14 protein-coding genes are annotated in these 13,949 nt (G+C 69.3%); 5 read left to right on the top strand and 9 right to left on the bottom strand.

Annotated elements, in window-relative coordinates; genetic code table 11:
• The first annotated feature begins 36 nt into the window (after positions 1-36).
• Positions 37-909, top strand: coding sequence for a potassium channel family protein (locus J2Y46_RS03510; RefSeq protein ID WP_310240254.1), 873 nt, complete (start codon positions 37-39; stop codon positions 907-909).
• A 94-nt stretch (positions 910-1,003) separates the two neighbouring features.
• On the opposite strand, the gene J2Y46_RS03505 is transcribed toward J2Y46_RS03510, so the two are convergent.
• From J2Y46_RS03505 to J2Y46_RS03495, 3 genes are read right to left on the bottom strand one after another with little or no spacing between them, the layout of a single operon-like run.
• Positions 1,004-1,339 carry an SHOCT domain-containing protein gene (locus J2Y46_RS03505; protein ID WP_310241087.1) on the bottom strand — a complete coding sequence of 112 codons (336 nt, stop codon included), beginning with the start codon at positions 1,337-1,339 and terminating at the stop codon, positions 1,004-1,006.
• Between the two features lie 29 nt (positions 1,340-1,368).
• On the bottom strand, positions 1,369-1,785 hold the full coding sequence (locus J2Y46_RS03500; RefSeq protein WP_310240253.1) for a DUF6325 family protein: 417 nt from the start codon (positions 1,783-1,785) through the stop codon (positions 1,369-1,371).
• Between the two features lie 24 nt (positions 1,786-1,809).
• Positions 1,810-2,202 (bottom strand): SHOCT domain-containing protein, encoded by a 393-nt coding sequence (locus J2Y46_RS03495; RefSeq protein ID WP_045299354.1) that lies wholly within the window; start codon positions 2,200-2,202, stop codon positions 1,810-1,812.
• Between the two features lie 173 nt (positions 2,203-2,375).
• Here J2Y46_RS03495 and J2Y46_RS03490 point away from each other — a divergent pair, with 173 nt between their 5' ends.
• Positions 2,376-3,515 (top strand): AI-2E family transporter, encoded by a 1,140-nt coding sequence (locus J2Y46_RS03490; protein ID WP_310240251.1) that lies wholly within the window; start codon positions 2,376-2,378, stop codon positions 3,513-3,515.
• Between the two features lie 393 nt (positions 3,516-3,908).
• Here J2Y46_RS03490 and J2Y46_RS03485 read toward each other — a convergent pair whose 3' ends face one another.
• The 6 genes from J2Y46_RS03485 to J2Y46_RS03460 all read right to left on the bottom strand — a co-directional run bounded on the left by J2Y46_RS03485 (position 3,909) and on the right by J2Y46_RS03460 (position 9,828).
• Entirely contained in the window at positions 3,909-4,475 is a 567-nt protein-coding gene (locus J2Y46_RS03485) for an endonuclease domain-containing protein (RefSeq protein ID WP_310240250.1), read from the bottom strand.
• A gap of 582 nt (positions 4,476-5,057) precedes the next feature.
• Positions 5,058-6,533, bottom strand: coding sequence for a cardiolipin synthase (gene cls / locus J2Y46_RS03480; protein WP_310240248.1), 1,476 nt, complete (start codon positions 6,531-6,533; stop codon positions 5,058-5,060).
• A 128-nt stretch (positions 6,534-6,661) separates the two neighbouring features.
• Complete coding sequence (locus J2Y46_RS03475; RefSeq protein WP_310240246.1) at positions 6,662-7,576, bottom strand: formylglycine-generating enzyme family protein; 915 nt, start codon at positions 7,574-7,576, stop codon at positions 6,662-6,664.
• Positions 7,577-7,601: 25 nt separating this feature from the next.
• The gene (locus J2Y46_RS03470; protein ID WP_310240245.1) at positions 7,602-8,273 is read right to left on the bottom strand and encodes a GAP family protein; all 672 of its coding nucleotides are present in this window, start codon (positions 8,271-8,273) and stop codon (positions 7,602-7,604) included.
• Between the two features lie 60 nt (positions 8,274-8,333).
• Entirely contained in the window at positions 8,334-9,173 is an 840-nt protein-coding gene (locus J2Y46_RS03465; protein WP_310240243.1) for an LLM class F420-dependent oxidoreductase, read from the bottom strand.
• Positions 9,174-9,186: 13 nt separating this feature from the next.
• Entirely contained in the window at positions 9,187-9,828 is a 642-nt protein-coding gene (locus J2Y46_RS03460) for a hypothetical protein (RefSeq protein ID WP_045299346.1), read from the bottom strand.
• Positions 9,829-9,956: 128 nt separating this feature from the next.
• On the opposite strand from J2Y46_RS03460, the gene J2Y46_RS03455 reads away from it, so the two are divergent.
• From J2Y46_RS03455 to J2Y46_RS03445, 3 genes are all read left to right on the top strand, one after another.
• Positions 9,957-11,174 (top strand): glycosyltransferase, encoded by a 1,218-nt coding sequence (locus J2Y46_RS03455; protein WP_310240241.1) that lies wholly within the window; start codon positions 9,957-9,959, stop codon positions 11,172-11,174.
• A 6-nt stretch (positions 11,175-11,180) separates the two neighbouring features.
• Complete coding sequence (locus J2Y46_RS03450) at positions 11,181-12,512, top strand: glycosyltransferase (protein WP_310240240.1); 1,332 nt, start codon at positions 11,181-11,183, stop codon at positions 12,510-12,512.
• Between the two features lie 330 nt (positions 12,513-12,842).
• On the top strand, positions 12,843-13,925 hold the full coding sequence (locus J2Y46_RS03445) for a helix-turn-helix domain-containing protein (RefSeq protein WP_310240238.1): 1,083 nt from the start codon (positions 12,843-12,845) through the stop codon (positions 13,923-13,925).
• Positions 13,926-13,949: the final 24 nt, after the last annotated feature.

Here is a 13,949-nt window from a genome sequence, read left to right as displayed (position 1 = left end):
GCGCACCGCGGAGCGGGCATGCGCCATGATTCGGCTGTGGACGAGCGCACCTGGCACAAGCGGACCCAGACTCCGCTGATCATCGCGAGTCTCGCGTACCTCGTGGCCTATTCGTGGCGCGTGATCGGGGACCTGCAAGGAGCCGCCTGGACCATCGCCACAGTCGTGGTGCTCGTCACCTGGGCGATGTTCATCGCCGACTACCTCGTGCGTCTCAGCCTTGCCGACAACAAGCGGCTGTGGTTCCGCAGGCATCTGCCCGCCCTGGCGTTCGCTCTGGTTCCGGTGCTGCGGCTCGTCCGCCTGCTGCGGTTCCTGACGCATATCCCGGGGATGAAGACGACGGCCGGCGGAGTGCTGCGCACGCAGATCCTCGTCTACGGCGTGGGCGCATCGCTGATCTTGATCTACATCGCGTCGCTTGCCGTGCTCGAGGCCGAGCGCCACGCGCCCGGCGCGAATATCACGACGTTCGACATCGCGATCTGGTGGTCGTGCGTGACCGTCACGACGACCGGCTATGGCGACTACACGCCCGTCACGGGTTCCGGCCGATGGGTCGGCGTCGGGCTCATGTTCGGCGGGGTCGCGCTGGCCGGGGTGATCACGGCGACGCTTGCATCGTGGGTGCTCGAGCGTGCGGCCCGCGACCACGACGACGAGGAGCCCGCGACGCGCGCGCAGCTGCGCGCGCTGATCGAGAGGATCGACGCGCTCGCCCTGCCTGCCGGCCCCGTCGGCGGTGCACCTGGCGCCCCGCCTGGGGACGACGTGTCGCGCGACATCGGTGGCCAGGATCCTCTCGCGCGGTCTGACGCGGACGAATCGCCCGGCTCGCCGCGGGCCCCGCGGTCGGAGCGGCACGCGGGGGGTCTCGGCGACGGCGGCGACGACCGCCCCGGCGGCTGAATCGGGGCATTCCGGCGGGGTGCAGCATCCGTCCCGCCACATGCAAGAAGGCCGCGTCCCCGAGCGGGGAGCGCGGCCTTCTCGACGGTGTGCGTCAGGAGAGCAGCTTGGCCTTCGCGGCCGAGAACTCCTCGTCCGACAGGATGCCCTGAGCGTGCAGCTGCGCCAGCTGCGTGATCTTGGCCATCAGGTCGTCCTCAGCGGGCGCAGCCGCCGGCGCGGGCGCCTGCGCGGCCTGGGCGTTGGCGACGGCCTGCGCCGCCGCCTGGTCCATGGCCGCCTGCTGTGCCTGGGCCTCGTAGGCCTGTTGCTGCGATTGGTCGTAGTACTTCTGCTGCTGGTGGCGCGCAACGCTGCCCGAGACGGCCGTCGCCGTGCCGGCGACGACAGCGGTGCGGGCGGCCATGCCGATCAGGCCGGGACGGCCCATTCTTCCGAGTGGCATGTGTCTCTCCTCCTTCAGTCCGCGTTCTCGGCGAGGAACGCGTTGACGATCGGTGCCGGGATGCCTTCGCGGGCGATGACGGCGCCGCCGGCGTCGTAGAGCGCGGCGGCGAACGACTTCGCCCACAGGAGCTCGACGACGAGGATCGCGGCCGAAGAACCCGGCTCGAGGTTCTCGGCGAGGTACAGGATGTCGTCCTGGCCCGCGAGTCCGGCGAGGTCGAGGGCGGGAGCGCCGTCGTCGATCGTGTCGGAGAGCTCGAGCACCTCGATCTCGCCCTCGGGCGAGCGGCGCGCGAACACGAGGTCGAGCACGTTCACCGTACCGGCGGCGACGAGGTCGTCGATCGCCTGGAGCACTGCGGGACCGGGCCGGTCGCCCTCGAACCCGATCGCGTAGAACTCGATCGGGCCGTAGTCGAAGGTCGTCATGTCTTCTCCTGTTCCGGTGCCGGCTTAGGCTGCCAGCGCCTTGGCCTTGAGCGCGTCGAACTCGGCCTGCGAGATCGCGCCAGAGTCGAGCAGCGACTTGGCCTTCGCGATGTCATCGGTCGCGCTGGAGCCGCCGGAGCCTGCCGTCTGTCGGATGTAGGCGTCCTGTGCGGCGCGAAGCTCCTGCGCCTGGGCGATGGAGCGCTTCTGCATGCCGCTGCCGCGCGCGATCAGGTAGACCAGCGCGGTGAGGAACGGGACGAAGATCAGGAACAGGATCCAGATGGCCTTCAGCCAGCCGTTGAGCGAGTCGTCGCGGAACAGGTCGCCGATGATCGAGAACAGCACCATCAGGTACGCGACGAAGACGAAGATCCAGAAGAACCAGAGGATGAAGTCCCAGATACCGCCACCCATGTCACACCAGCTTCCTCGACGGGACGAGCCGTCGGAATCGATTGTCGAAGGGATCGATTACATCGTGGTCATCCCCTGGCAGAACCGTACTACCTAAACGCGGCAGACGAGCAAGGAAAATCCGTGCCGCGTGGGACTGTTCCCGCGGCGTTCACAGGCCCCATCATTGGGGCATGACCGACCCCGTCGAACCTGCCTCGTCGTCCGTGTCCGCCGACGAGGTCGTCGCGGTGGAGCAGGAGCGCCCCCGTCGCTTCGCCAAGGTGCTGACCGGCCTCGACCATCCGCTCGCAACGGGGTTCCTTGTCACCATCGGCGTGCTCGGCGCGCTGGTGCTCGGCTCGGCGATCGGGTCGATCTCGACGATCCTGGTCTACATCATCCTGGCGATGTTCCTCGCGGTCGGGCTGGACCCGATCGTGCGCATGCTGGAGCGCCACAAGGTCAAGCGCGGCGCCGGCATCGCGATCGTCTTCGGCGGCTTCGCGCTGGTGATGGTGGCGTTCTTCGTCTTCGTGCTGCCGCCGGTCATCGCCCAGATCGTGCAGCTGGTGCAGGCGATCCCCGAGCTCGTCGAGAACATCCCGCAATCCGAGTGGTTCGCGCGGCTCGCCCCCGACGCTCAGGTCGCGGTGCTCGGCGCCCTCGAGCAGATCGCCGAGTGGATCTCGGCGCCGTCGACCCTCGCGGCCCTCGGCGGCGGTGTGCTGGCGGTCGGCGTCGGGTTCGTCGCGGCGATCTCGGCGAGCTTCGTCGTCATCGCGCTGACGCTGTACTTCCTCGCGTCGCTGACGGCCGCCAAGCGCGCCTTCTACGACCTCGCTCCGGCGCACAGCCGCGTGCGCCTCGCCGACCTGACCGAGCGGATCACGGACTCCGTCGGCAGCGCCCTCATCGGGTCGGTCATCCTCTCGTCGATCAACGCGGCCGTGGTCTTCGTCCTGCACGTCGTGATCCAGCTGCCGTTCCCTGCGCTCATGGCCGTCATCGCATTCGTGGTGACGCTGATCCCGCTGTTCGGCTCGGTGATCTTCTGGATCTTCGCGTCGATCATCGCGCTGTTCACGAGCCCGACGCAGGCGCTGATCTTCTTCATCGCGTACCTCGTCTACATCCAGATCGAGTCCTACGTCGTGAGCCCGCGCGTGATGAACAAGGCGATCGAGATCCCCGCCGCCCTCGTCCTCATCGGTGCCCTCGCCGGCGGCGCGCTCGCCGGCATCGTCGGCGTCCTGGTGGCCCTGCCCGTGATGGCATCGATCCTGCTGATCATCCGCGAGGTCGTGGTGCCACGGCAGAACCTCAAGGTCTAGCGGGTCCTCTGCGGATGGGGGACGGATGCCTCGGGCCGAGGCATCCGTCTTCACATCTCGTGTGCGCCGCGCATCCTGTGTGGCGCGCAGCCCTTCCCCCTCCTCAATTGAGGAGCGCTGCCGAGTCGAGGACCGCACAGGGACGGATGCTCCGCATCTCGGCGCATCTCCTCGTTCGAGGAAGCGGATTTGAGTCCCCGGCCCGCGGTGCGACGTTCCGCCGCTCCGGCGGCCGCGCGCGATCGTCCTCAATTGAGGAGCGACGCCGAGTGGAGGATCGTCGGCCCCGGAAGACTCCGCATCTGGGTGCAGCTCCTCAACTGAGGAGCTCGCTCGTCAGTGCGCCGGGGCACGGCCCTGCTGACGGCGCCGAGCCGCGGTGGGATCCCGGCCTCAGCGAGCGAGGTGCAGTCCCTGGGCGACGGCGTTCATCACGAGCTGCTGGACAGAGGGCCAGTCATCCATGACCTGGGTGTAGCCGACGCGGATCACGTGGTAGCCGCGGAGCATGAGCTCGGCATCATGTCGGTTGTCGGACTCGCGCTGGGGGCCGACATGGTGGCCACCGTCGATCTGCAGAACAAGCCGGTCGCCGATGAGGAAGTCGACACGATGGCCGTGAAGCCAGATCTGGTGGAGGATCCGCAGCCGGAGCCAGCGCAGCCGTCGCGGCACGATGGTCTCGAGCCCCGAGTCGGCGAAGGGCGTCGCCTCGGAGAGGATGTCGCGGGCACGGCCAGGCAGTCTGAGGCGCGCGAGCACGTCGCGGTCGACCAGGCCCTTGTTGAGCGCAGACTCCCACACGGCAAGAGCGTGTTCGAAGGGTTGACACTGCGCGACCGCCACGAGGGTGTTCTCGATCCCGTCTTCGAGCACATGCGGCGTGCGAGCGACGACGGGTACGAACCAGTGGGTGATCGCTTTCGGGCGTCCTGTGCTCTGCTCCAGTTCCGGCCGCACGCCTCCAGAGCTCGGCGGAGCGCAGACGTGCGGCCGTGCAGTGCCGCCGTGCACCCACAATCCGAGCCGTTGAGCCCGCGTGATGCACCCCAGAACGACTCCTGCGCGTGCGGCGGCGACCAGCTGCGGATCCGCGCCTGGCAGCGCCAGCCAGGATCGGCGGATTCGCGAGAGAGACCCTTCTGCGACCGCATCGGCCAGATCTCTTTTGTTGGTGTCCCTGCCGAGGAGGGCTGACTGGCGGGCGATCCCGTTCTGCGCCTGCAGCCGCTGCATCCACGCCGGCTCCGAAGTCCCTGTCCTCATCGATTCAGGGTGGATGCCTCGCGCCGTGGACTCACCGCGCCGACGGCGATCCGGTGAGAACCGCCGCTATGTGCGCCCTGGGGAGGAGGTGAAATCGAGCGGTGCCTGACGCCCGCGCCTGCTCCTCAACTGAGGATTTCTGCCGAGATGAGGACGGGATCGGCGAGAGTCGACCTCATCTCGGCCATGGTCCTCAAATGAGGAGAAGGTGACGCCGCCGGCGTACACACGAGAAGGGACGGATGCCTCGGGCCGAGGCATCCGTCCCCGGAAACCTCAGTTGAGGGCAGAGGTGAGGCGCATCAGGCCGTCGAGGAACGTGGCCTTGGCGGGCTCGCGGCGCCACTCGTCGAGGGTGAGCTCGCGGCCGGCGTCGCGGTAGGCCTGCTCGACCTCGCGCATGCCGGCGACGAAGGACTCGCCGCGGACCATGAGGGAGACCTCGCTGTTGAGGCTGAACGAGCGGATGTCCATGTTGCTCGAGCCGATGACGGCGATGTCGTCGTCGATCGAGAAGTGCTTCGAGTGCAGGATGAACGGCTCCGGGTACAGGAAGATCCGCACGCCCGCCTCGAGGAGCACCTGGTAGTACGACCGCTGCGCGTGCCACACCATGAACTGGTCGCCGATCTCGGACACGAACAGCTGCACCTCGAGGCCGCGCTGACAGGCGCTCGTGATGGCGTAGACCATCGCCTCGTCGGGCACGAAGTACGGGCTCGTCAAGATGACCTTCTCGGTCGCGCCGTAGATGAGCGACAGGAACAGCCGCAGGTTGTTCTCGGTGTCGTAGCCCGGTCCGCTCGGGATGACCTGGCACTGCAGCGCATCGGGCGCCGCGGACACCGGCAGCTGCGCCGCCGGCACCTGGGCCGTCTGCGACAGATCCTCGCCGGTCTCGATGAGCCAGTCCGACAGGAAGACGGTGTTGACGGATGCCACGACCGGGCCGGTCAGCCGTGTCATGAGCTCCTGCCACTTGAGGCCGCGCTTGATGTTCTTGGGCGAGTCGTAATGCCGTGCGATGAGGTTCTGCGAGCCCATGAACGCGACGCGTCCGTCGACCACGACGATCTTGCGGTGGTTGCGCAGGTCGGGGCGCTGGTACTTGCCCTTGAACGGTTCGACCGGGAGCATCCACGCCCATTTCACGCCGATGCGGTCGAGCTCGGCCAGCATCTTGTCGCTGTCGGCCACCTTCTTGGTCGCCACGTAGTCGGCCAGCAGGCGCACGGTGACGCCGCGGGCGACGGCACGCTCCATCGCCGCGAAGAATCCGCGGGTGGTGTCGTCCCATCCGACGATGAAGAACTCGATGTGCACGAAGTCCTTCGCCGTGTCGACCTCGGCGGCCATCGCGTCGATCGACTCCTGGTAGTGCGGCAGGAGCGTCGCCTCGTTGCCCGACGAGGCGGGAAGAGCGGTCAGCGTCTGGTTCTGCTGCACCACGCGCTGGAACCACCGCGGCCACGAGGCATCCGTCTCGTCCAGCGCGTTGTCGGTGACCCTGCTGCGGATGATCTCGTCGATGCGCGCCTGTTCGGCACGCCTCTTCGCCGGCAGGCGGAAATTGCCGATGACGAGGTAGAGCACGACACCGACGCCCGGCAGGATCACGATGAGCAGGATCCAGGCCATCGCCGCCGTGGGCTTTCGCCCGCGCGGGATGACGATGAGCGCGGTGATCACGATCGCGGCGTGCACGAGCGCCGCGAGCGACCAGGTCAGGTTGGCGAGAAAACCGGAGTCCACGGGGTAAGTGTGGCATCAGTGCCCGCGCGCCACGATGATGGGCGGTCGAGCCGTCGAGCCGGCGCGTCGCCGTGACTCCAGAGAGTCGGTCTCCGACGACGACCGCGCCCCGCTGTCTTCAGCCGGGGTCAGGCGTCGGAGGCGCAGCGGAAGCCGATGTGCGACATGCCGGTGTCCTCGGCCTGAGGGGAGCGCGCGGCGGGTCGGAAACGCAGGCAGTAGTCGGGCGAGCACAGGTGCGAGCCGCCCTTGAGCACGCGGCGCGGGATCGACGGGAAGCCGTCCTGCGCGCTCGCCGCCGCGAGCAGGTTCGCGCGTTTGCCGGCGTCGACGGGCTTGTCCGACAGGCGCAGGTGGCGAGGCGTGTAGTAGTCGGTCGTCCACTCCCACACGTTGCCGGTCATGTCGTAGAGCCCGTAGCCGTTGGGCTCGTACGAGCCGACGGGTGCGGCATCCCCGACGCCGTGGTTGTCGTAGGGGAAGCGGCCGAGCCACGAGTTCGCCTGCGCGACGCCGCCCGGGTAGGGCTCGTCGCCCCACGCGAACCGCGCGCCCTCGAGCCCGCCGCGCGCGGCGTACTCGTGCTCGGCCTCGGTGGGCAGGCGCAGCCCGGCCCATTCGGCATACGCGGTCGCATCCTCGAAGGCGACGTGGACGACCGGATGCTGCAGCCGCTCGTCGATCGAAGACTCGGGTCCGAACGGCCGGCGCCAGAACGCGCCCGGCTGCCAGCGCCACCAGTTGCGCCAGTCACGGAGGTCGACGGGGCCCGGAGTCGGAGTGAACACCATCGCGCCCGGGACGAGGTCGGCGGGATCCGCGCCCTCGAACGCGGCCGGGTCGAGCTCGCGCTCGGCGACCGTCACGTAGCCGGTGTCGTCGACGAACACGGCGTACTGCGCGTTGGTGACGGCGTACCTGTCGATGCGGAACGGTCCGATCCTGCGCTCGTGCACGGGCTGCTCGTCGGGGTAGAACTCGTCCGACCCCATGCGGAACACGCCGCCGTCGAGGAGCACTTGGTCGTGGGTCGCCGCCGTCACCGCTCCACCGTAGCCCGGCGCGGAGTCAGAACGACCCGATGCCCTTGCCGATGAGCGAGACGCCGATGACCAGCAGCAGCACCGCCATGATGACCGCGTTCTCCTTGCCGAGCCATACGCGCAGCGCGTCGAGCGGCCCGCGGAGCCTCTCGGCGGCGATGAGGTAGCCGACCACCGGAACGAGGACGGTGGATGCTGCGATCAGCGTGAACAACGCGATCACGAGCACGATCGACCCGACCTCGAGCCCCGCCGACCCGATGTCGACGCCGGCCGCGGCGGCCATCAGGAGGTTCTTCGGGTTGATCGCCGAGAGGAGGAAGCCGAGGCCCAACGCGACGGGAAGGCTGACCTTGTCGATCGCCTGCATCCAGGTCGGCATCTGGGGCTCCTCGCCCGCCTTGGGCCGGCCACGCCACTGGCGGAGCGAGAGCAGGAGCAGCCCCGCGCCGAGGAGCAGCTGGATGACGCCCTGGATCGGCTTCGAGGCATCCGCGTCCTGCGCGGGGAGGATCGACGAGAGGAGCGTGAACACCGTCACCGCGACCACGATGCCCAGCACCCAGCCGAGCAGGAAGCCGACGCTCGTGACCCGCGCCTTCGGCGACAGCAGCATGAGGATCGCCGCGATGATCGGGATCGGGCTGATCGCCACACCGAGGGCGAGGGGAAGGATCTCTCCGATGACGGCGCCCATGGGCGTCCTCCTGGGGTCGTCGAACGATATCGGCGTGGCTACCGTATCGGGTGTTCGCCGTCAGGCGCCGTTGATCCGGTCGCGCCACTCCAGGAGCGCCTTCACCGGCGCGAGGTCGTAGTCGGGTCCGTCGATCGCCGGGACGATCAGCCGGAAGCCGAGGTCGTACAGGCGGGACGCGGCATCCGCGTCCTCGAGCAGCGGGCCGAATCCGCGCACGGTGTAGCCGGTCGACAGCTCGATGCCGGCGGGGTCGCGGCCTTCCCGCTCGCACCAGTCGTGGAGCACGCCGATCTTGCGGGGGAGGTCGTCGAGTTTCGTGAAGGTGTGCCAGATGTCGGCGTGCCGAGCCACGAGTCGCAGCGTCTTGCGCTCGCCTTGACCGCCGATGAGGATCGGGATCCGCCGTGTGGGCGGAGGGTTCAGGCGCTCCCAGCGGGCGCGCACGCGCGGGAGGTCCTCGGCGAGGTCGTCGAGCCGCGAGCCGACGGTGCCGAACTCGTAGCCGTACGCGTCGTAGTCGGGCTGCGCCCACCCCGAGCCGGTGCCGAAGATGAGCCGCCCCGTCCCGGTGGCGCGGGCGCTGATGTGGTCGACGGTGCGCGCCATGTCGGCCTGCAGATCGGGGTTGCGGTACGAGCTGCAGTTGACCAGCGGGCCGAACTCGACGCGCTCGGTCTGCTCGGCCATCGCGGCGAGCACAGTCCACGCCTCGAAATGGGCGGCGTCGAACGGCTCGGTGAGCGGGAAGAAGTGGTCCCAGTTGAAGACGACGTCGACGCCGAGCTCCTCCGCGCGCAGCACGGCATCACGATAGGCGGTGTACGACCCGTGCTGCGGCGCGAGCTGCACGCCGATCCGCAACGGACGATGGTCTGCGGGATGCCTCGACGAAGTCACGTCGAAGAGCCTCTCAGTTCTTCGGCTCGATGCGGAGCACCTCGGGCGACTCGCCGACCGTCAGGTCGTCCACGACACGGAGCGTGCGCGCGAGGTCGTCGACGCTGCCGATCACGGTGCCGAAGCGCTCGCGATCGGAGCAGACGGCGGTGACGGTGACGAAGTGCGTGCCGGTGTCCCACGTGTAGGTGGCGAACGGAGGGGTGCGCTGATCGGAGGGGAGCGCCATCTCGAGCTTCTCGCCGACGCCGAGGTACGGATTGCGGAAGCTCTCGGTGTCGTCGTACTCCATCGGCATCATGGCGCGAGCGGCACGGAGGTCGTTCGTGGCCTGCTGCACCTGCGCCATCACGACGACGAGCTCGGCATCGGCCTTCCAGACCCACACCAGCACGCGTCCCGCGGCCTTGCGCATGAGGAACGGTGCGGCCTGGCTCATCGCCCAGGCGGCGAAGCCGTTCCCGGAGCGCGGCTGCCCGCTCGCGGCGCCCGACGACTCGATCGGCGTCGCGCCCGCAGGGCCGATCATCAAGCCGCCCGCCTGATTCAGCAGCATCCGTATCGCGGTCTTGCGGTGACGGCGCCCGCGGAAGCCGAGCGATTCGGTCACGGGCACCCAGAGGTTCGGATCGGCGTCGGCCTGCAGGCGGGGCATGCGACCAGGGTACGTGCCTCCACTGGCGCGTTCCTGGGGAGCCCCCGGAAGGCCCTCGGGTAGGGTGGAGGGCGCGTGGCGCCAGCCGCTGCCGCGCGTCCCCCGCCGCACAGACAGGCCCCCAACCCGTGACCGATCCTGCGACGCCCGACGACACCCCCGCCGACGCCGCGAGTCCTCGCGCACTGACGATCCTCTACGGCGCCGACACGTTCCTCCCGCACGTGAACGGCGCCGCCCGCTTCGCGGAGCGCCTCGCCGCCGGCATGGTCGCGCGCGGCCACGAGGTGCACGTGATGGCACCGAGCAAGACGCACCGCGAGCACGGCACCTTCACCGAGGTGATCGAGGGGCAGCCGATGACGATGCACCGGCTGCCGTCGTGGCGCTGGTACCCGCACGACTGGCTCACCTTCGTCATGCCGTTCATGTCGAAGCACTATGCGCGCCGCGTCCTCGACGAGGTCAAGCCCGACGTCGTGCACATCCAGTCGCACATCGTGATCGGCCGTGGCCTCACGCGGGAGGCGCGCAAGCGCGGCATCCCGGTCGTCGCGACCAACCACGTCATGGCGGAGAACGTGCTCGACTTCACCGTGCTCCCGCCGTCGTGGACGCAGTACGCGGTCAAGCTCGCGTGGGAGGACGCCGAGCGCACCTTCAAGATGACGCGCGCGGTCACGACCCCGACGCGCAAGGCCGCCGAGTTCCTCGAGCGCACGATCGACATCGACGGCGTCATCCCGGTCAGCTGCGGCATCGACGCGTCGAACTACACGGCCGACCTCACGCCCCGCGGCGCGCACCGTCTGGTGTTCGTGGGGCGCCTCACGACCGAGAAGCAGATCGACGTCGTGCTGCGCGCCGTCGCGAAGCTCGACCCGGCGCTCGACGTGCGCTTCGACATCGTGGGCTCGGGCGATCAGCGCCGCAACCTCGAGCAGCTCGTCACCGAGCTGGGGCTCGGCGACCGCGTCTTCTTCCACGGCCACACGACGGACGAGGAGCTGCGGGCTCTGCTCACCGACGCGAGCCTCTTCGTGATCGCCTCGATCGCCGAGCTGCAGTCGATCGCGACCATGGAGGCGATGGCGTCGGGACTGCCGATCGTCGCCGCCGACGCGGTCGCGCTTCCCCACCTCGTCCACGACGGCGAGAACGGGTATCTGTTCCGCCCCGGAGACGTCGACGACCTCGCCGCCAAGCTCACGACGGTGCTGACGCAGTCGCCCGAGGAGCGCATGCGCATGCAGCGGTGCTCGCTCGAAGGCGTCAAGGTGCACGACATGAAGCGCACGCTCGACACCTTCGAGGCCCTGTACCGCGACGAGCCGCTGCCAGAGTAGGCCGCCGTGCACGTCGTGATGTTCGGCGACCAGCACGCCGAGTCGCTCGGCGGGGCGCAGGTCTCGATGCGCCTGCAGCGCCGCTTCCTCGAGAAGGCCGGGCACACCGTGACGATCGTCGCGCCGGCGATGCACGGCCCACGGGCGCGCGCGGCGGCAGGCGACTCCGCGTACGTGGACCTGCCGTCGATCCCCATCACGGTGGACCGCGAATACTCCATGACGTGGCCGGGCCGGAGCACCGATCGGTGGTTGGATGCTGCGATGGCGGGTCGTCCTCCGGTCGACGTCGTGCACATCCAGGCGGACTTCTGGGGTGCGTTCATCGGCGTGCGCTACGCGCAGCGACACGGCATCCCGATCGTCCACACGATGCACAACCGGCTCGACGTGGGCATCGAGGCGACCACGCCGTTCCCGAAGACCGTGCTGCGGGTGCTGAACGCGTGGCAGCGCCGGGCGCTCGGGCGCCGCGTCGGGGCGCCGGAGCCGGGACACGACGGCTGGGCGTACCTGCGGCGGTTCGGCGCCCGCGCCGCCGCGATCACCGCGCCGTCGGCGCACTTCGCGCACCGGCTCGAGGCGAACGGGGTGCTGCCCGCTTCCGACGCGCCGGCGGTCGACGTGATCTGGAACGGCATCGACGACGACGTCCTCGACGAGGTGCTGTCGCTCCGCCCCGATGCCCCTCTTCCCCCCAGTTCCCCTGCCGAAACACGGGTCGGTGACGCGACACGCCGGGCCGAGGCATCCGTTTCCGGCGTGTCGTCGTCACCGGCCCGTGTTTCGGCGCTGGAGCGGCGGCCGCGGTTCGTGTGGCTGGGGCGCATGAGTCCCGAGAAGCGTCTGATGCCCTTCCTGGAGGCGCTCGCCGCGTCGGGCGTCGAGGCCGAGGTCGAGGTCATCGGCGGCGGCGGCCAGCTTCGCGCGGCGCGGCGGCTCGTCGAGAAGCTCCGGCCCCGTGCGACCGTGACCTTCGCGGGACGGATGCCGTACGCCCAGACTCTGCGGCGCATCGCGGCCGCCGACGCCGTCGTGCAGACCTCGATCGGCTTCGAGACGCAGGGCATGACGATCTTCGAGGCGGCCTCGCTCGGCACGCCGTCGGTGGTCAGCGACCCGGATCTGGCCGCAGAGCTCGGCGAGGGCTTCTGGGCTGTGGGGGACGGCGTGAGCGCGGATCCGTCGGTCGCCGCGCTCGCGGATGCACTGCGGGAGGCAGCATCCGAGATCTCCGCCGGAACGCCGCGCGTGCCCGACCCGACCATCCGCGAGCGGTTCCGGCAGTCGTCGCGCACCGCGGCGATGGTCGACGTCTACGTCCGCGCCACCGCCTGATCGCGGCTCGGATCTCTCGCTCCTCATATGAGGACGAGAGCCGGGATGAGGAGCGAATCGCGGGATCCGCCCCTCATCCCGGCTCTCATCCTCAGTTGAGGAGGGGTCGGGGTGGCCGGCGCCGCATCAGGGGAGGCGGGTGCGGTCGGTGGGGAGGCGACGGTAACCGTCGTTGCGAAGGGCGGCGATCGTCGATGCGAAGGCCACCGCGGACAGGGCTGCGAGAAGAATCACCATGAACATGGCAGAAACGCTACGCTTGCGTCAGTCCTGCCACGAGTGGCAGAATTGACACACATCGCACGAAAACTGCCAGTCGCGGAGGTTCGAATGAAAACGGTGGCCTGCATCGTCACGGACGGCTTCGCGCCGTTCGAGTTCGGAGTCGCGTGCGAGGCGTTCGGCCTCGACCGGTCCGACGACGGCATCCCGAACTTCGACTTCCGCGTGGTCACGCCCGACCCGGGAGTCGTGCAGTCCAAGATGGGCTTCTCGATCAACGTCGACGCCGACCTCTCGTTCGCATACGAGGCCGACCTCGTGGTGGTGTCGCCGGTTCCCCACCAGTACTGGGGCAGCGTCGACGACCGTGTGCTCGATGTCATCCGCGCCGCGGTCGCCCGCGACGCGTGGGTGCTGAGCGTGTGCAGCGGGTCGTTCGTCGTCGCGGCCTCCGGCGTGCTCAACGGCCGCCGTGCGACGACGCACTGGATGTACGCGCAGAAGATGAAGGAGATGTACCCGTCCATCGACGTCGACCCCGACGTGCTCTACGTGCAGGACGGCCGCATCATCACGAGCGCCGGCACCGCCGCGGGTCTCGACGCCTGCCTGCACCTGCTGCGTCAGGAGCTCGGCGCGGAGCTCACCAACATCATCGCCCGCCGCATGGTCGTTCCGCCGCAGCGCGACGGCGGTCAGGCGCAGTTCATCGCGAACCCGCTTCCGGCCACGACGTCGCTGTCGCTCGCGCCCGTCACCGACTGGATGCTCGACAACCTGCGCCTCGACCTCACGGTCGACCAGCTCGCGTCGAAGGCGCACATGTCGCCGCGCACGTTCGCCCGTCGGTTCAAGGCCGACTACGGCGCGACGCCGGCCGCGTGGCTCGCCCGCCAGCGGATCATCCACGCCCAGCGCCTGCTCGAGAAGACCGACCTCGGTCTCGACCGCATCGCTTACGAGAGCGGGTTCGGGTCGGCCGCCGTGCTGCGCCAGAACTTCGCGCGTGTGCTCGGCACGACGCCGACCGGGTACCGCTCGCGCTTCACCTGCCACCTCGATGAGATGAGGGTCCCCACGCCCACTCCACACGCCGCTGACGCGTCGTTCGGAGCCTCCGGGCGCGGGGGCCCAGCCTCGGCCTCCGCCGAAGCGGGGGACGAGGCATCCGTTCTCGTGTCCGTGGCGTAGGGCGTTCTCACGCCCTACGACGGG

The sequence above is a fragment of the Microbacterium sp. BE35 genome (assembly GCF_031457705.1).
Taxonomy (GTDB): domain Bacteria; phylum Actinomycetota; class Actinomycetes; order Actinomycetales; family Microbacteriaceae; genus Microbacterium; species Microbacterium trichothecenolyticum.
Note: the sequence above shows the minus strand (reverse complement) of the source record. Positions and strands in the feature narration are given on the sequence as shown.

Coding starts and splice junctions, on each gene's coding strand:
- J2Y46_RS03460 (WP_045299346.1), bottom strand. CDS start 9,828: ATGCCCCGCCTGCAGGCCGACGCCGATCCGAACCTCTGGGTGCCCGTG.
- J2Y46_RS03505 (WP_310241087.1), bottom strand. CDS start 1,339: ATGGGCCGTCCCGGCCTGATCGGCATGGCCGCCCGCACCGCTGTCGTC.
- J2Y46_RS03445 (WP_310240238.1), top strand. CDS start 12,843: ATGAAAACGGTGGCCTGCATCGTCACGGACGGCTTCGCGCCGTTCGAG.
- J2Y46_RS03500 (WP_310240253.1), bottom strand. CDS start 1,785: ATGACGACCTTCGACTACGGCCCGATCGAGTTCTACGCGATCGGGTTC.
- J2Y46_RS03495 (WP_045299354.1), bottom strand. CDS start 2,202: ATGGGTGGCGGTATCTGGGACTTCATCCTCTGGTTCTTCTGGATCTTC.
- J2Y46_RS03470 (WP_310240245.1), bottom strand. CDS start 8,273: ATGGGCGCCGTCATCGGAGAGATCCTTCCCCTCGCCCTCGGTGTGGCG.
- J2Y46_RS03490 (WP_310240251.1), top strand. CDS start 2,376: ATGACCGACCCCGTCGAACCTGCCTCGTCGTCCGTGTCCGCCGACGAG.